This window comes from Paenibacillus sp. FSL H8-0259 (assembly GCF_037963255.1).
Lineage (GTDB): Bacteria > Bacillota > Bacilli > Paenibacillales > Paenibacillaceae > Paenibacillus_AQ > Paenibacillus_AQ phytohabitans.
The window spans coordinates 6,964,224-6,981,356 of record NZ_CP150147.1 but is presented as its reverse complement, the minus strand read 5'-3'; the positions used below and the strand labels follow the sequence as shown (position 1 = coordinate 6,981,356).

Annotated in this window: 17 protein-coding genes and 1 riboswitch; of the genes, 14 read left to right on the top strand and 3 right to left on the bottom strand. The window is 50.1% G+C overall.

The genetic code is table 11. The features are described from left to right. Positions 1 to 14 precede the first annotated feature (14 nt). The 8 genes from NSU01_RS29890 to NSU01_RS29855 all read left to right on the top strand — a co-directional run bounded on the left by NSU01_RS29890 (position 15) and on the right by NSU01_RS29855 (position 8,687). Positions 15 to 1,643 (top strand): polysaccharide biosynthesis protein, encoded by a 1,629-nt coding sequence (locus NSU01_RS29890; RefSeq protein WP_042139829.1) that lies wholly within the window; start codon positions 15 to 17, stop codon positions 1,641 to 1,643. A gap of 115 nt (positions 1,644 to 1,758) precedes the next feature. Further along, complete coding sequence (locus NSU01_RS29885; RefSeq protein WP_042139828.1) at positions 1,759 to 2,103, top strand: thioredoxin family protein; 345 nt, start codon at positions 1,759 to 1,761, stop codon at positions 2,101 to 2,103. A gap of 113 nt (positions 2,104 to 2,216) precedes the next feature. Beyond that, a complete protein-coding gene (locus NSU01_RS29880) occupies positions 2,217 to 3,149 on the top strand; it encodes a COX15/CtaA family protein (protein WP_144026207.1) in 933 nt (310 codons plus the stop codon). Positions 3,150 to 3,206: 57 nt separating this feature from the next. Then, complete coding sequence (locus NSU01_RS29875; RefSeq protein WP_076248171.1) at positions 3,207 to 4,979, top strand: UbiD family decarboxylase; 1,773 nt, start codon at positions 3,207 to 3,209, stop codon at positions 4,977 to 4,979. Positions 4,980 to 5,006: 27 nt separating this feature from the next. Continuing rightward, positions 5,007 to 5,753 (top strand): Cthe_2314 family HEPN domain-containing protein, encoded by a 747-nt coding sequence (locus NSU01_RS29870; RefSeq protein ID WP_042139825.1) that lies wholly within the window; start codon positions 5,007 to 5,009, stop codon positions 5,751 to 5,753. Between the two features lie 91 nt (positions 5,754 to 5,844). Next, a riboswitch (SAM riboswitch) is annotated at positions 5,845 to 5,980 on the top strand. Between the two features lie 98 nt (positions 5,981 to 6,078). Then, positions 6,079 to 7,095: a methionine ABC transporter ATP-binding protein gene (locus NSU01_RS29865; protein ID WP_042139824.1), complete on the top strand. Its 1,017-nt coding sequence runs from the start codon at positions 6,079 to 6,081 to the stop codon at positions 7,093 to 7,095. Next, a complete protein-coding gene (locus NSU01_RS29860; protein ID WP_042139823.1) occupies positions 7,095 to 7,763 on the top strand; it encodes a methionine ABC transporter permease in 669 nt (222 codons plus the stop codon). Before NSU01_RS29865 ends, NSU01_RS29860 begins: the two co-directional genes overlap by 1 nt. A gap of 57 nt (positions 7,764 to 7,820) precedes the next feature. Next, positions 7,821 to 8,687, top strand: coding sequence for a MetQ/NlpA family ABC transporter substrate-binding protein (locus tag NSU01_RS29855; RefSeq protein WP_076248174.1), 867 nt, complete (start codon positions 7,821 to 7,823; stop codon positions 8,685 to 8,687). A gap of 202 nt (positions 8,688 to 8,889) precedes the next feature. Here the strand turns inward: NSU01_RS29855 and NSU01_RS29850 are convergent, their stop codons facing one another. Beyond that, the gene (locus NSU01_RS29850) at positions 8,890 to 9,138 is read right to left on the bottom strand and encodes a NifU family protein (protein WP_039307240.1); all 249 of its coding nucleotides are present in this window, start codon (positions 9,136 to 9,138) and stop codon (positions 8,890 to 8,892) included. 82 nt (positions 9,139 to 9,220) lie between these two features. On the opposite strand from NSU01_RS29850, the gene NSU01_RS29845 reads away from it, so the two are divergent. Beyond that, positions 9,221 to 9,475, top strand: a complete 255-nt coding sequence (locus NSU01_RS29845; protein WP_076248176.1) for a YuzB family protein — start codon at positions 9,221 to 9,223, stop codon at positions 9,473 to 9,475. A gap of 23 nt (positions 9,476 to 9,498) precedes the next feature. Here NSU01_RS29845 and NSU01_RS29840 read toward each other — a convergent pair whose 3' ends face one another. Both NSU01_RS29840 and mqnE read right to left on the bottom strand, forming a co-directional pair. Further along, complete coding sequence (locus NSU01_RS29840; RefSeq protein ID WP_042139820.1) at positions 9,499 to 10,560, bottom strand: NAD(P)/FAD-dependent oxidoreductase; 1,062 nt, start codon at positions 10,558 to 10,560, stop codon at positions 9,499 to 9,501. 79 nt (positions 10,561 to 10,639) lie between these two features. Beyond that, entirely contained in the window at positions 10,640 to 11,746 is a 1,107-nt protein-coding gene (gene mqnE, locus NSU01_RS29835) for an aminofutalosine synthase MqnE (protein ID WP_039307245.1), read from the bottom strand. Between the two features lie 371 nt (positions 11,747 to 12,117). Between mqnE and NSU01_RS29830 the strand changes: the two genes are divergently transcribed. From NSU01_RS29830 to NSU01_RS29810, 5 genes are all read left to right on the top strand, one after another. Further along, positions 12,118 to 12,477, top strand: coding sequence for an iron-sulfur cluster assembly accessory protein (locus tag NSU01_RS29830; RefSeq protein ID WP_039307246.1), 360 nt, complete (start codon positions 12,118 to 12,120; stop codon positions 12,475 to 12,477). 224 nt (positions 12,478 to 12,701) lie between these two features. Further along, on the top strand, positions 12,702 to 13,736 hold the full coding sequence (locus NSU01_RS29825) for a tyrosine-type recombinase/integrase (protein ID WP_076248178.1): 1,035 nt from the start codon (positions 12,702 to 12,704) through the stop codon (positions 13,734 to 13,736). A gap of 104 nt (positions 13,737 to 13,840) precedes the next feature. Next, on the top strand, positions 13,841 to 14,881 hold the full coding sequence (locus NSU01_RS29820; RefSeq protein WP_076248181.1) for a tyrosine-type recombinase/integrase: 1,041 nt from the start codon (positions 13,841 to 13,843) through the stop codon (positions 14,879 to 14,881). Between the two features lie 1,025 nt (positions 14,882 to 15,906). Further along, positions 15,907 to 16,416 (top strand): helix-turn-helix transcriptional regulator, encoded by a 510-nt coding sequence (locus tag NSU01_RS29815; RefSeq protein ID WP_076248183.1) that lies wholly within the window; start codon positions 15,907 to 15,909, stop codon positions 16,414 to 16,416. A gap of 510 nt (positions 16,417 to 16,926) precedes the next feature. Beyond that, a complete protein-coding gene (locus NSU01_RS29810) occupies positions 16,927 to 17,127 on the top strand; it encodes a hypothetical protein (RefSeq protein ID WP_305954234.1) in 201 nt (66 codons plus the stop codon). Positions 17,128 to 17,133: the final 6 nt, after the last annotated feature.

The following is a 17,133-nucleotide window of genomic DNA, read 5'->3' as shown; positions in this document are numbered from 1 at the left end:
GAAGGCGAAACAGCTTGTCCACCAAGAAAGAATCTTTTGTTAAAGGCACGCTTATTCTGGCTGCGGCCGCACTTGTGGCCCGCATCCTTGGACTTGCCCAGCGGGTTCCGCTGGAACATCTATTCAATGATATCGGGAATGCATCCTTTACACAGGCTAACAATGTGTATCTCCTGCTCCTTCCGCTGGCGACCGCCGGAATACCCAGCACGCTGAGCAAAATGGTATCAGAGCGTTATGCTCTGAACCGTCCGCATGAAGCGCAGCAGGTATACCGTGCCGCCCTTATTTTTGCAGCTGTTGTAGGTGTTGTAATGAGTACAATACTGTACATAGCCGCTCCGTATTATGCGGAGTACACCAAAGTTCCTGAGAGTACGCTGGCAATCCGGGCGATTGCCCCGGCGCTGCTGCTGTTCCCCGCAATCGCGATGATGCGCGGTTACTTCCAGGGGCGCAATAATATGATGGCCGGAGGTATCTCGCAGATTATTGAGCAGATTGCCCGGGTATCTACGGCAATTCTGCTGGCTTTTATTCTGCTGCGCCAAGGGTACAGCAACACATGGATGGCTGCAGGCGCTTCTTTCGGCAGTGTGCTCGGGAGCGTCGGCGCTTTCGGTGTCATGCTGTATTACGCAATGAAGATGCGCCGCAGCGAGGAGCAGATTGCTCTTTATGAATCGAATGAGGCACGCCTTCCGTTACTTGGAATTTATAAAGATATTTTTAAGCTGTCCATTCCAATTGTATTATCTTCGATCACAGTACCTGTTGTGAACTTTATCGATACTTCCTTTATTGTACCGCTGCTCAGCGGACGGATCGGAATGGAGGAAGCTACCCGGGCTCTGGGGATCTTCGGCAGCCGTGCACAGAGTATAGCGGGTATTCCGCCGGTGCTCTCCATCGCGCTTAGTACGTCGCTCATTCCGATTATTTCAGCGGCGTACGCCCGCAAAGATGAACAGCATCTGAAACGCCAGGTTACCCTGGCCATGCGTATTTCCATTCTTACCGGCACACCGATTGTACTCTCTCTCGTTGTGGCGGCATATTCTGTCAATGGACTGATCTTCAGCAGTCTGGACGGCAGCGGGATTGTAGCGATGCTGACGCTGGGCACTATTTTTCAAATCACTATGATGACTACGAACTCTATTCTGCTCGGAATGGGCAAATCGCGGATTTCAATGTATTACGTGCTAGCCGGGATTATCGTGAAGTTCGCTTCCAACTTCCTGTTCAGCCAGCTGTTCGGCATTTATGGCATCATCGGCTCTACGGCCCTGTGCTTCATTGTCATTACGCTGCTTAATCTGCGGATGCTCAAAAAGATCATTCCCTTCGAAATTCTCGGCAAACGCTGGGGCGGATTCTCAATCGCTGTACTCGCATCGGCCGGAATCGGTTATGGCCTCAATGAAGCGGGGATTATGCTGACTCATCTGATGCCGGCAAGACTGGCATTCCTGATTACATGTCTGGTCGTTGGAGCTGCCGTGGTTATCATTTACCTGGTGCTGTTGATTGTTCTGGGTGTACTGAGCAGCCAGGAAATCGCTGGTTACCCGCGTCCGCTGCGCAAACTGCTGAATCCTTTAATGAAGCTGCAGCCTGCGCACGTGCGTGCAAACGAATAAAGCTGTGATCATTGTCTTATTTTGTCTTTTTTATTTGACTTATTCCGTACATTTTGCTTCACTTAAAGAGAAGAGAATCATGGGTAACGGTTAGATGAGAAAGGATGGATAATAGATGAACAAAATTAGTTCTCCTGCTGAGTTTCAGGTGTCAATACAATCTCCGCGCTTAACGGTGGCGGTATTCAAGGCGGATTGGTGCTCGGATTGCAAATTCATTGATCCGTTCATGCCGGATGTGGAACAGAAATATAGTGACCGCCTTACACTCGTTGAAGTGGATGTCGATGCAGTAGGCGACGTCAGCCAGGAACAGAATATTCTGGGCATTCCGAGCTTTGTCGCTTATACCGATGGACGGGAACTGGTCCGATTCGTGAATAAGCTTCGTAAGTCCCGTGAGGAAATTGAGAATTTCCTGAATACGGCGCTGGATGTTTACCTTAGTATCCACAAGTAATGAAGCAGCACCGCTTTCGCCCTACCCGAGCAGAAGCGGTGTTTTTTTTCTAGAATGGTCTGCGGGCGCAATCATTATACTAATTCATTCCTATAAAAATGCGGGTGATAACATTGACGACCCTTCAATTAAAATGGCTTAGCTATATAACCTGCCTTGTTATGTTTCTGGCGCTGCTCGGCGGAGCGGTGGTTACCAAGACGGGTTCGGGACTGGAATGCGGGAATGAATGGCCGCTGTGTCACGGAAAGCTGATACCGGCTTATACCGTAGGCTCCCTGATTGAATATACCCATCGTCTGTTCAGCGGACTTGCGGGTCTAATGTCACTGGCTTCCATGTTTGCGTTCTGGCGTTATGCCCGTAAGCGCAGGGATCTGCTTACCTATGCCTTGTTAACCCTTATATTCGTAGTGGTGCAAGGCGGAATGGGAGCGCTTGCGGTAATCAAGTCGCAGTCTGCTGCAGTAATGGCTCTACATATGGGATTCTCGCTGATTGCGTTCGCCAGCTCACTGATGCTTGCGCTTGGAGCCAGACGGATCTACCTTTCTGGGGAAGAGAATAGCACTGCAGAACCGAAAGTTAGCAGGGGCTTCCGTAACTTAACCTGGTTTACTGCGTTATATTCTTATATGGTCGTGTATATTGGAGCTTATGTAAGCCATACCGATTCGCAGGGGGGCTGTTCAGGCTGGCCGCTGTGCAACGGGGAATGGATTCCCGAGCTGTCTGGCGGGGTGGGCATTGTGTTCATACACCGGGTTGCAGCGGCGCTGCTGTTCCTGCTGACTGCTATTCTGGGACATCTGGCTTTCTGGAAATACAAAGAGCTGCCGGAGCTGAGGGCTCTGGGTCTTGCTGCAGTGCTGCTCTGCCTGATGCAGGTATTCAGTGGAGCTGCTGTGGTTCATACGCTGTATAATGAACGACTGTACATATTTACCGCGTTGTCGCATATTTTGCTGATTGCCGGTTTGTTTGGGGTTCTATGTTATATGAGTGTCCGTGTCTGGCAATTAAGCGGAACGGACAAGAAGCGATAAGATTACCGTTAAGGGCATGGGGACAAGGTTCGGGCCCGGTTCGAGGAGGAACGCTTAGTGGGATACGGTAATTTGCGACAATGGATCGAACAGCTCCGCAGAGACAAGGATCTTGCTGTGATTGATGCTCCGGTTGATCCGCATCTGGAGCTGGCCGAGATTCACCGCCGGGTGGCCGGTGAGGAAGGCCCGGCGCTGCTGTTTACTAATGTACAAGGAACGCCGTTCCCGGTTGCAACCAATCTGTTCGGTACTGTCCGCCGGGTGAACAAGGCCTTCGGGACCCGCCCGGAACAGTTAGTGAAATCCATGACGGCAGCTATGGAAACGATGATTCCGCCATCAGCTGCCGGACTATGGAGAGAAAAGGGCCTGCTGCTTGACCTGATCCGAGCAGGAACCAAGAATATACCGCAAGGTGAAGCGCCGGTCCTAGGCATCTGCCGCAGCAGTAATCCGCTACAGGAATTACCCCGAATTACCAGCTGGCCTAAGGACGGAGGGCCGTTCATCACCCTTCCTCTGGTCTATACAGAGAGCATAACCAACCCCAAAGACCATAATCTCGGGATGTACCGGGTCCAGATTCATGATGACAGCACGACCGGCATTCATTGGCAAATCCATAAAGGGGGCGGCTTCCATCACCGTCAGGCTGAGCTGCTGGGGGAGACCCTTCCGGTCTCTGTCTTTATCGGCGGGCCTCCTGCCCTGATTGCGGCTGCTGTTGCCCCGGTTTCAGAGCGGCTTCCGGAATTGATGCTGGCATCCCTTATGCTGGGCGGGAAGCTCCCTATGGTGCAGGACCCCCTGGGCGGTCACCGCATTCCTTCAGAAGCTGAATTCTCCATCCGCGGGCGGGTGTCTCCGTTTGAGCGGAGACCGGAAGGTCCATATGGCAGTCAATCCGGCTATTATTCGCTGCAGCATGATTTTCCCGTGATGCATGTGCAGCGGATGTGGCACCGCAAGGACGCGATATTTCCGGCCACGATTACCGGCAAACCCCGCCAGGAGGATTATTATCTGAAGGATTATCTGCAGCGGCTGCTGGCTCCGGCCTATCCGCTAATGATGCCTTCAGTGAAAGCTCTGTGGGCGTACTCCGAATCCGGCTCGAACGCCTTGGCTTCGGCTGTTGTCAGGGAGAGCTATCCGCGTGAGGGACTGGCTTCGGCTTTCCGTATTCTGGGGGAAGGCCAGCTCTCCTTAACGAAATTCCTGCTCCTGACGAATGAACCGGTTGAGCTTACGGATTTCCCTAAACTGCTGGAAACCGTGCTTGAACGCTTTAATCCGGCATCGGATCTGGTGATCTTCGCTAACACCTCCATGGATACCCTTGACTATACCGGCCGTAAGCTGAATCATGGCAGTAAGGCTGTGATGATGGGCACCGGCAACCCGGTCCGTGAGCTGCCCAGAACCTATACGGAGGGTCACCTTCCAGCAATCACCGGCGCCGTGCCCTATTGCGGCGGATGTTTAGCCGTTTCCGGAGCATCCTATATAGAAGACCCTGAGCTTCCCGTCAGGCTGGCCGCTTCCTTCAAGGAGAAGGGCACAGCCTGGCCGCTGATTGTTCTGGTGGACGATGCTGCAGAAGCGGTGCGCACACAAACCTCCTTCCTGTGGACAGTGTTCACCCGGTTTAATCCGGCGGATGATATTTATGCGGAGACCCATGCACTGCGTAACGCAATCAGCTATTCCCTGCCGATTGTAATAGATGCCCGGATGAAGCCGGGGTACCCGGAGGAGCTGGTTCCGCATGAGGACACGGTTGAACTGGTGAACCGGAACTGGAACCGTTATTTCCCTCTTGTATAGATCTTAAGTATTCTGAGGAGGACAAATATGCTGCGGACATTACTGGGAGAGCCGCCCCGCGAGAACAGCGGGGTACTGGCCGAAGCCATGGACAACATGGCGAAGGTCGCCTCCATGCTGCGCAAGGAGATGAACACACATCAAGACCGTGACCATGAATACCGCAAGCTGGAGATATGGACACGCGGTCTGATCTCATCGCTGGACGAGCTGGAGCAGAGCTGGTTCGCCGCCGCCTTTTACCGGAAGTCGGTGGTTGCCGGTTATATGGATGATATGTCGCCCACGGAACAGGGAGAGTACGCCAGGTATGTGTATTTTTATAAGGACGGCTTCATCCGGGTGTTCTCCCTGCTGGACAAGCTGGGTACGGTTCTGAACAGTCTGTATGATCTGAATACAGGTAAAGTCAAAGCGCATTTCTCTTACTTCACAGTGCTTCGCCAATTTCAGCTGCTTCATGCGCACAACCCGCTGGCCAATGAGCTGGAGAAGATCAGGAACTCTTACCGCGAACCGGTGGAGAATCTGCGCAAACGGCGCAATGCCGAGATTCACTACATGAACGCTGAGATGACGGATGATCTCTGGCAACGCCATCAAGGGCTGCATGACAAAATCCAACTGGAGGATCTTGACAGTCATCTGGAGGATTTGAGGCAGAGCCTGGAGATGGTGTGCAAATCTTTATCGGCTGCCTTCAGGTACAGCAATGAGCAGTGGCACAAGAATAAAGCTGCATCCAGCCAGCGTTCAGAGCACGGACAGCCGTAAAAACTTACCTTTGACAAAGAACCGGAAACTTAATATACTTATGCAAGTATTTACTTCTAACATGAAACGGCATATATAACTTCATACTATAATCTTATCGAGAGCGGCGGAGGGATAGGCCCGATGAAGCCCGGCAACCGATTTGTACACAGCTTAGCTGCTGGCTACAAATGTCATGGTGCTAATTCCTACAATGCCGCTAGGTTTGCGGTCTTGGCAGATGAGACGGCATTGTTTACTTCACACACACGGCCTCTTCCGATCTGCACGGATCGTAAGAGGTCTTTTTTGTTATAAATTGCATGGAAGAAGGAGGACGGGGCGATTGATAGAGCTGAAAGATTTAACGAAAGTATACGGTAAGGGAAGCAAGGCCGCAACGGCGCTTTCCGGACTAAGCCTGTCGATTAAGAAGGGGGAGATATTCGGTGTGATCGGCCACTCCGGTGCAGGCAAAAGCACGCTGATCCGCTGCATTAATCTGCTGGAACGTCCGAGCGAGGGTGAAGTATGGGTGGATGGGGTGGAATTGACTGCACTCAGCCAGGGACAGCTGCAGGAGCAGCGGCGCAAGATCGGGATGATCTTTCAGCATTTCAATCTGCTCTCCTCCGCAACCGTCTATGACAATATTGCCTTTCCGCTGCGGCTGGCCGGAACCTCCAAGACGGAGATTGAGCGGAAGGTTCAGGATCTGCTGGCTCTAGTCGGACTTGAGGAGCACCGGAACAAATATCCGGCTCAGCTGTCCGGAGGCCAGAAGCAGCGGGTCGGGATCGCCCGTGCTCTGGCGAGCGATCCTGATGTTCTGCTGTGCGATGAAGCGACTTCAGCGCTGGACCCGCAGACAACGGATTCAATTCTGCGCCTGCTGCTGGATATTAACCGGAAATTTCACTTGACCATTGTGCTGATTACGCATGAGATGCATGTCATTCAGAGCATTTGCGACCGGGTGGCTGTCATTCATGGGGGCGGGATTGTGGAGCAGGGCGACGTTGCCCAGGTTTTTCTGAAACCGAGGCATGAGGTTACGAAAGAATTCATCCGCAGTGAAACTCAGGCAGACGGACCGCTGCGGCAAGCGATTGATGCTGTACATGCCGGATATACTAAGGCGGTCAAAATTACTTTTCTCGGGCAAAAAACGTACGAATCGACCCTTTCCCATGTGGCGCAGGGAACCGGAGTTAATTTCGCCATTCTGCAGGGAACCATTTCTACTATCAAGGATGTTCCTTATGGTCAGCTGATTGTCCGGTTTGAAGGGCCATCCGAAGCCGTGGAAGCAACACTTTCCGAACTTGCGGCTGAAGGCCTTGATGTGGAGGTGATTTCTTAATGGGCGGACTGGATTTTAGCGCGATTAACTGGGAAGAAATGCTTGATGCCACGGTCGCAACATTAAAAATGTTAGCTTTTTCAGGAATATTCACAATTATCCTTGGTTTACCGCTCGGAATTGTGTTATATTTATGGGGCAAGTCTAATAACACTATTATCAGGGCTGTTTACTCGGTATTATCGTTCGTCGTAAATATTCTGCGTTCGGTCCCCTTTATTATCCTGATGGTTGCCCTGATTCCGTTCAGCAAGTCGATTATGGGTACCTCGATAGGCGTACTTGGAACGATTCCGGCGCTGGTGATCGGCGCGGCTCCATTCTTCGCCAGACTGGTAGAGACCGCACTGCGGGAGGTTGACCGGGGGATCATCGAAGCGGCGCAGGGTATGGGAGCATCCACGGGACAGATTGTAATGCGCGTGTTGCTGCCGGAGGCTCGTCCGGGTCTGCTGGCCGGTGTTACGATTACGATTGTTACCCTCGTCTCGTATACCGCAATGTCCGGGATGATAGGCGGCGGCGGTCTGGGTGACCTGGCGATCCGTTACGGTTATTACCGTTATGAGAAGGAAGTCATGATTATCTCGGTGGCCCTGATGGTTATTCTGGTGCAGCTGCTGCAAATGGCTGGTGACCGGCTGGTAAGACATTTTACACGGAAATAAGGTATGTCCATATAGAGCCTTATTCATACAAATTATTGATTAGAGGGGGATTTACAGATGAAAAAAGTACTGCTCACATTCTTCAGCTTGACCATGATATTGGTGCTTGCAGCTTGCGGCAACAATAACGCGGCAAACTCTGCGGCTACAACGGCGCCAACGGAAGCTGCTGCTGCAGAACCGACCACTGAACCTGCTGCAGAACCCGTAACCCTGGTCATTGGAGCTTCTCCTGTACCGCATGCGGAAATTCTGAAAGCTATTGCCCCGCTGCTTGAAGCACAAGGCATTAAGCTTGAGATCAAAGAATTCACGGACTATATCCTTCCGAATACACAGCTTGCCGAGAAACAACTGGATGCGAACTTCTTCCAGCACAAGCCTTACCTGGATGACCAGAATGCCAAGAACGGCACGGATCTTGTATCTGTAACCGCGGTTCACGTTGAGCCTTTCGGCGCGTATTCCAAAAAAATCAAAGCGATCAGCGAACTGGCTGACGGTGCCAAGGTTGCCATCCCGAATGATGCCACCAACGGCGGACGCGCATTGATCCTGCTGGCTAAGAACGGTCTGATCAAACTGAAGGATGACACCAACATCACTTCCACCAAAGCTGATATCACTGAGAATACGAAGAAGCTTGAAATCATTGAGCTGGATGCAGCTATGCTGCCGCGTCAGCTGGACGAGGTAGATCTGGCGCTGATTAACACCAACTATGCGCTGGAAGCCGGCCTGGTTCCAACCAAGGATGCTTTGTTCATCGAGGGAGCAGATTCCCCTTACGCCAACCTGCTGGTAGCCCGTCCGGATAACAAAGATTCCGATGCGATCCAGAAGCTGGCTGCGGCCCTGAACTCTGCTGAAGCCAAAGCCTTCATCGAAGAGAAATATGAAGGTGCAATTATCCCTGCATTCTAAGCCTAAAGCTTAAGCTGAACAACTAAAGAGAAGACCAGAAATGCCCTGTCAGCCGGGAACGGTTAACAGGGCATTTCTGGCCTTTGGGAGGGATGGGTAAGTTTACCGGGAACGCGGCGGGTTGATCCTGCCTGTGAAATCCACTATAATAAAAAAAATCCCGGCCTTCTCAACGGAGGCCGGGATGATCTATGATACGGGATTAGAATACTTGAATAACTTCTTCCACGCCTTCTACTTCTTCAACAAGAGCGCGTTCGATCCCGGCTTTCAGCGTGATCGTGGAGCTTGGGCAACTGCCGCAGGCACCCATAAGCTTCAACTTAACGATGCCGTCTTCTACATCGATCAGTTCGACGTCACCGCCATCGCGCTGCAGGAACGGACGAAGTTTATCGAGCACTTCCAATACTTCATCGTACATGGTTGCACTTTGTACATTCTCACTCATTTCTCAATCACTCCTTTCGTATGTTTATTATAGTACAAAAAGTTAAAAAATAAAATGGTTAGCGCAGAATAGGGAGATCATCATGAGACCAATTATAGAATTTTGTGCCAGTAATATCGGACATGGTACAGAAAAGCTCAAAAATAAGCTGGAGCAAAACCCCGAATACGATGTGGTGGAGTACGGCTGTCTGAACAACTGCGGACAATGTTATCTGCAGCCCTTCGCCATGGTCGACGGGGAGATTATTGAAGCCGAATCCGCCGAAGGACTTGAAGAGGCGATTGAAGCAGCCATTAAAGAGGCTGAGGCATGGGATAGCCTTGAAATCGACTAAACCGCAGCCGTGGTTTGGTTGTCCTACCCGAAATGGCGCTTAGACATCCAGAGCACGCCGCTTTTGAGCAGGCGCGGAACACGGCCCATGACGGAGCGGCGGCCCATCAGGCCGAAGCCGGCATTTTTACCCAGTGAACCGAGAGTTCCCTTAAGCTTAATCTTATGCAGCTTCGGCGTTTCACCCCGCCATAGGGCCTGAATAATCTGCCCCACCTGTTCTCCCTGGGCACCTGCGGCTTGTGCGCTTGGTGCGAAGGGCAGGCTGGCGCAATCTCCAATCACGTATACCTCCGGATAGTCGGCCACATTGTAATAATTGCCCACAATGATCCGTCCTCCACGGTCTTTGGGGAGTTCAAGCTGCTGGACCACCTGCACCGGCTGAATGCCGGCAGTCCAGACCGTAACATCAGCAGGAATTGCCTGGGTGCCATTGAAGATGGCATCCTTTTCTACATGGGAAACGGATACCCGTCCTATGGTCTCCACATGATGCTCATTAAACCATTCCTCCACATACTGTGACAGCTTGGCCGGGAAAGAAGACAATACCCGTTCCCCGCGGTCCAGAATGGAGATGTTCAGATCAGGCCGGCTCTCCCGCAGTTCTGAGGCAATCTCAACTCCGCTCAGTCCTCCGCCTACAATGTTGACCGTTCCGTAAGGCTTCACATCGTTCAGCCGGCGGTAGGTTTCGCGGGTCCCGGCAAAGCTCTGAATACTGCAGGCATAGTGCTCGGCTCCGGGAATGTTATGGTAATTATCGGTGCAGCCGAGCGCTATCGCGAGAATATCATAAGATATCGGCTCCCCGGTATCGAGGAATATCACCCGGCTCTCCAGATCGATGGAGCCCACCTGACCATAGCGGATCGTTAAGCGGGGATGAACCGGGAATTGAATCCGCAGATGATAATCCGTTACAGTTCCTGCGGCCAGTGCATAATATTCCGTCTTAATTCCCTGATACGGCATCCGGTCAACCAGGACGATTTCCACATCATGGGGGAGATGGTTGTTAAGTAGCTGCTGAATGAGGGCAAGACCGCCGTAGCCGCCGCCCAGGACAAGTAGAGTTCTCATGCGAACCGATCTTCCTTTCAGGTATGGTGCGAGATGGGCAAGGCAGTTCCGCAGGATTATAGGCTGGTGCGGTTAGTTGTTACTCGTATACTTTAATCTCGTTGTAGAAAGTATCCCGTTCAACCGGAATCCGTCCGGCCCCTTTGACGAGCCAGATCAGCTCTTCACGTGTCAGACCTTCCGGGGTCAATGCGCCCGCGGCATGGCTGATCCGTTCTTTGAGAATCGTGCCATGTACATCTGAAGCTCCGAAGCTGAGGGCTACCTGAGTCAGTTGTGCTCCAATATTAATGAAGTAAGCCTTAATATGGTCGAAGTTATCCAGCATCAGGCGGCTTACCGCAATCGTCTTAAGATCCTCGTAAGCAGAGTTCCGGCGCATGATGCCTGCATTCTTGTTCTTAGGCTGCATCGAGAGCGGGATGAACACCATGAATCCGCCCGTTTCGTCCTGCAGCTCGCGGATTTGCAGCATGTGGCGGATGCGGTCCTCGCGGGACTCAATGGAGCCGTACAGCATAGTCGTATGTGTTCTCATACCGATATTATGAGCAGTGCGGTGAACCTCCAGATATTCCTCAACATTGGCTTTGTCCACACGCATTTTTTTGCGGTACTGGTCGGACAGAATCTCTGCCCCTCCCCCGGTAAGGGTCTTCAGTCCGGCGGCGCGCAGCTGCTCCAGTACTTCACGGATGCTAAGGCCGCTGATGCGGGTGAAGAAGTCAATCTCTGCTGCGGTGTAGGCCTTGAGAGTGACGTCAGGGAAGTGCTCGTTCAAAGCTTTTAGCGAATCAACATAGTACTGGAAGGGTACGTTATCATTATGGCCTCCGACAATGTGGAACTCGCGTACGCCGGGATGGATATGCTGCTGCACATATTGCACCATTTCCTCGCCGGAAAGGGTATAAGCGCCGTCTTCTCCCTCATCCTTGCGGAAATTGCAGAATGCGCAGCGGGATTCGCAGACATTGGTGAAATATAGACTCATGTTTTCGATAAAATATACTTTATTCCCGTTTTTTCGCTGGTTAACCTCATTGGCTAATTGCCCGATCGTTAATAAATCATTGCTCTCATATAAATAAACGCCATCTTCCAAATTTAATCTTTCTCCGCCGCGGACCTTCTCAATGATGTTCGCCATCCGGGCATCCATGTGGGGTGTTATAAGGGTAGACATATAATTTCCTCCTGAAGGTTGGCGAGGCAACTGCATCGCAGAATCGTGAGCTAATGAAATGAGCCGGCAGCAGACCGGCATGAAATAGAGGTTAGATGTAACCTCGTGACAAATTTCCGAATTTTTACGTATATCGCTTTTCCTATTATAAACCTCTCCCGGAGGGTGAGCAACCGCCAGAAAACTTAAGGGAACCCGGCATGAAATGCATAACTGCGGTACGTTTGCGACTTGAGGCTAAGAGAATAGTGGAGTATACTTAATTTAAATTATAGAAGTGCAAATTATTTGAACATTACCTGAGGCCTTAGGGCTGGTTGATAAAAGCTATTGCAAAAATATGCTCACAAAACTTTTGGGAGGTTAAAGTTATGATTAACATTAGTGAATTAGCAGCAGGCCAATTGAAGACCATGCTTGCTGAGCAGGAAGTACCTGATATGTTTCTCCGTCTGGGCGTAACACCCGGGGGCTGCAGCGGATTCTCTTACGCCATGGGCTTCGATGATAACGAAAGCGAGCAAGACGTGTATATGGACATTGAGGGCTTGAAGGTAGTCGTAAGCAAAGACGATATCCGTTACCTCGACGGCCTGGAGATCGACTTCGAAGAATCCGGCATGACCGGCGGCTTCACCATCAACAATCCGAACGCCACTGCTACGTGCGGCTGCGGATCTTCTTTCCGTACGAAGGAAGATGCAGGCAAGCCGGCGGCTGAGCCTTGCTAAGACGGGTAGCTACGCGGTTTTATCTCCGCTGATCTGGACGGTAGCCTATGCGCCAGCCACTCGCGAACAGGCGTTTGGGATTGCGGATTAGTTGGTGAAAATGAGCGTTAACAACCCCCGGCAGCGCACGTTAACAACCCTTAAAATGGCGTTTCAGGGTTGCGGATCACGGCCTCTACTACGGTATAGTCACGTTGACTAATACGTATTGGAGGTCGTTTTTATTGGCGCTTAATAAGAAGACGCGCAAAGTTCCGAACGGGGCGCGCGTGGTACAAGAGACGTTGGAGTTGACGATAGATCAAGCGCTCATTATGGCGGTCGCAGCGAAGAAGGCGGAGGGGCTACGCGATCGAACGCTCAAGGATTACGAGAAGCATTACGGTTATTTCATTAAATGGCTGCGCGAGAAGCATCCGGAAATTGAATACGTGAATGACATTACGGTGGCGTTGATTCGCGATCACATCTCGTATATGAGATACGACCAGCGGCGGTACGAAGGTCACACGAATATTAACTCGGAAAATCAGCGTGTGGGGCTGACGGATACTACGGTCAATATCCGGCTGCGGACGCTTAAGGCGATATTTAATCAACTGGTCAAGGACGAGCTGCTTGATGTCAGCCCGTTTGATAAGGTCAAGCTTTTGCGGCAGGATATCGACCTCACAAACCGCCTGACAGACGATGAGGTAAAGGCAATACTTGCGCAGCCTAATCAGAGGGACTTCGTAGGATTTCGTGATTACGTCGGAATGGTACTAATGTTGGATTCAGGGCTGCGGATATCTGAGTTGCTGGAACTGCGCGTGCTGTTCATCGACTTTCAGACTCGCTTTATCTCAATCCCGGCAGATAAGAGTAAGAACCGCAAGGAAAGAATGGTTCCGATATCGGCCTACTCCGCGAAACTGCTGCTTCAACTAGTCGAAGAGAACCGTCAGTTCTTTACGACGGATCGCATATTCATGTCGTCATTCTGTGAACCGCTGGCCGCAAATAACTATACGAAGCGCCTGAAATATTACGGAGAGAAGGCTGGCGTGTCCGGCAAAAAGATGACTGCGCACGTCTATAGGCATACTTGGGCGCACGCGATGACAACGGACGGAGCGGACCCGTTCACGCTGCAGAAAATGGGCGGCTGGGCCGATATCCGGACGATGCGCCGATACATTCAGATGGACACGCGCGACATCCGTAAGAGTCACGATGAGCACTCGCCGGTCGGACGGTTTATAAAGAAGCGTAAATAAATAGCGCCAGTCTTAGCGGAATCAATCCGTTAGGGCTGGCGCTTTTTGCTTAATCCGATCGTTTTTCCTAGAATGGACGTTGGTACATACGAGGAGGAGACAACATGGATAAGCGAATAGGAAGGCATTATAAAACGAGACGATCAAATAGGGACGACAAGAAACTAGACGCTTTATTTGAGAAGTTCTATCTTGCAAAGAAAGCATCCGGACGCTCAAAGACTACATTACAGAGTTATGAGGACAGTTTTCGATTTTTTTGTGAGTATATGGATAGTCGAGGTTTGGCGAAGGTTTTAAGTTCCGTTACGCCGGAGTTTGTGAGGGAGTATATGAGCTGGATGCTCAATGACAAAGTAAAGTGGGATGGGCATGAGCATAAAGGAGCACATGAAAAAACAATAGGACTTTCGCCGGTAACCGTAAACACAATAGTTAAAGGAATAAAGAATATGTTTAAATTTTTAAATGAGGAAGGGTACATTCCAACAAACCCTTTAGCTAATATCAAAAAGGTATCGGAGCCAGAGAAGGAGATTCAAATCCTTTCTATAGAACAAATGAAAAAGTTACTTTCCGTAATTGATAGGAGTACATATGCTGGTTTCCGAGACTACGTACTAATAACGGTGTTGATCGATAGTTCGGCGAGAATAGGGGAAGTCGTTATTCTGGACGAGCCGGATGTGGATTTTAAGAGAGGTCTGCTGTTCTTTAGCGAGAATACAGTTAAGACACGCAGAGCGCGCAGGGTACCAATAACAAAGAGAACAGTGCGACTTTTAAGGGAATTAATCTCCGAGAATGCTGATTTTGAAACTAATCACATCTTCCTTGCTAACTACGGTTTACGACTATCTATTAATCAATTCCGTCAACGCCTTAAGAAACACGCGAGAAACGCCGGCTTAGAATTGAATGTCCATCCTTACCTGTTTCGCCACACCTCAGCGACGCTTTTCTTAGAAAACGGGGGCGACGTGCACCATTTGGCGCGCACAATGGGACACGTAGATATTCGAATGACTTCCCGCTATGTACACCTTTCTGAAAAATCTATTAAAGCTCAGCACGATAAATATTCACCTATTCACGATGTTGTCGGAAAGCTCGGGAAGGATCGTAAAATTAAACGTACAACTTAGCGCAATTAAGCCGGAAAGCCTACGCAGGCCGACCGGCTTTTTCTTCGTTTATACACGACCGGCCAGCCGTTTGACAACATGGATGACGCGTTCATCGCGGAGTGCTTGCGGGTGATCGAAGGTCCGGCGTGAGCAAGCGGCTTACCGGTTATACCTGCACAGAAATGGATTGAGCGAGGAGGCTGCGTAATTGAAGACGGTTAACGATATTATCGAACACTATACGAAAGGGGATCGAAAATGAAATCGTGAGGAATACCGCGAATTAAGGAGATACGGGGAGCGCTGCAATTTCGAGCCGCTGGAAAAACACTGATAGATTCCGTATCTTTTCCGAAATGCAGATACTTAGAAATACTTAGAGGCATACAAACAGGTATATGTTACAGTTACTAATTGCCAATTTTAGCGACGTTATAAAACGTGTAAATCGCCGTATATGCGGTTTTACGAAAGAAGCGTATATACCATATAATCGTAGGTGTCGCAAGGAATGCCTACGAGTGAAACAACGGAAAACAGCGTGACCTCGACACTGACTTCGCGATCAGCATCGCGGCGACAGCGGAGGGTCAAAATTAAGCAGTGTGGGGCGATTAGGACGTTTTTTGGGTACGATGGCTACAATACATAATTGTGACTTCAGGGCCGAAGACGCTACATCAGAGGTGTAAGTAACTTGACGAGCAGGAAATGGGAAACTCTGTTTATCTTGGGTTTTCTACTGCACTGAACAGTTGGCTTGTTTCTCGGCAGATGATAAAGTTCAAATTAAAGGAGGAACGCAGTTAATAGAGCCAAGCTAAATACATATTACCGCGCTGTTTCCCCGTTTTGACGGATATGGTGGTGGAGGTGCACGCATTGAGATCGTGTACCTGCCGAATTGGGGCATCGTGCAAGAAACGGATTTAGCGGAGGCTGCGAAGTTCTGAGCATGAGAGAGTCGGCGTGTAAAAAATAGAATACATGTATTGAATAATTTACATGAGGGGGGTATTATATTAGTTAAGGGGGCTATTGTGATGAGTAATGTTTTTGGAAACTACATTAAAGAGGCGAGGAAATGGCAGAGCAAATCGCTACGTGAGGTGTCTTTTGAGGTAGGCGTTAGTCACTCTCAGGTGAGTAAAATAGAGAAAGGCGAGGTGCGTCCTGACGAACCTACGGTGACAAGCTTAGCAAAAGCACTAGGGTTAGACGAGGACGAGGCGCTCATTTTGGCAGGATATATTCCCCGTACAGATAGGTACGATAATGAGGAAGATGAAGATTATGATGACTTTAAGAGGTCACTTGCTCTAGGTTCTCTACTAAACACAGTCTGCCCTAAGGTGAATAGCACGGTCCTAGAACTTAAGGAAGTATACCAGGAGATTGATTTAATGAAAAAATTTCACGACGCGCTAACAACAGAGGAAATGTCTATCGTGTACGAGGTCTCCTTAGCACTGAATCTCCTTCAACAATCTGCCGATAACCTATTAACATTGAGAAGAAAGAGTTACAGTGGGAGAGACCCTTTCAATTCCTAATATTAGATCTGCCAAGAAGGAAGTCGGCGGGGACGTCAAAAAAGTTCGCGAGCTTTATAAACTTTTCTTTTCGTGATCGACCGCAGTCTCGCCGGATTCAATGTGCTGAACTGATCGCGGCCACCTCACGGCGTTGTCGCCCGAGCGTAGCATGCTTTGCTACACTTCCGCCGGAATGTACGTCCCGGATTAGGCGTAGGGTAGCTGAATTAATTCTACTAACAACGAATTTTCGCAACATTAAGGAGGTGAGGACTATGTTGACCATTGATCAAGCTCTAACATTAATGATATCGTTTGCTTCCCTGGTACTTGTAATCGACAGAAAAAAGCGGAGCTAAAATAACCGGCCATCCGCCAAGATAACGGTTATCACTCCGCTGTACTTATTCAACGCTATTGTACGCTTATTTCACGTCAGGCACAACAGGAAGCGCCAGGAAAACGGAGATGATTCCGTGAACCAGGCGCTTTTTTTATTTTGCGTCTGTGCCTACGGATAGCGGACGAATGAGATCGGCGGGCGTTATCGAGTTCGGTGTATCACCTATGCATAAGCAGGCGTTTTACGTCGTCGTTAAGCCGCTGATTACCGGTGAGGACCGCGATTATGTATACGTCGAGCCGCGAATTAGAGCACGTGTGAAAATACGAAACTGGACTCGCGCGGGGATGCTGCGGAGTCCGGTGTTTACGGAGTTTATCGTTTAAATACAC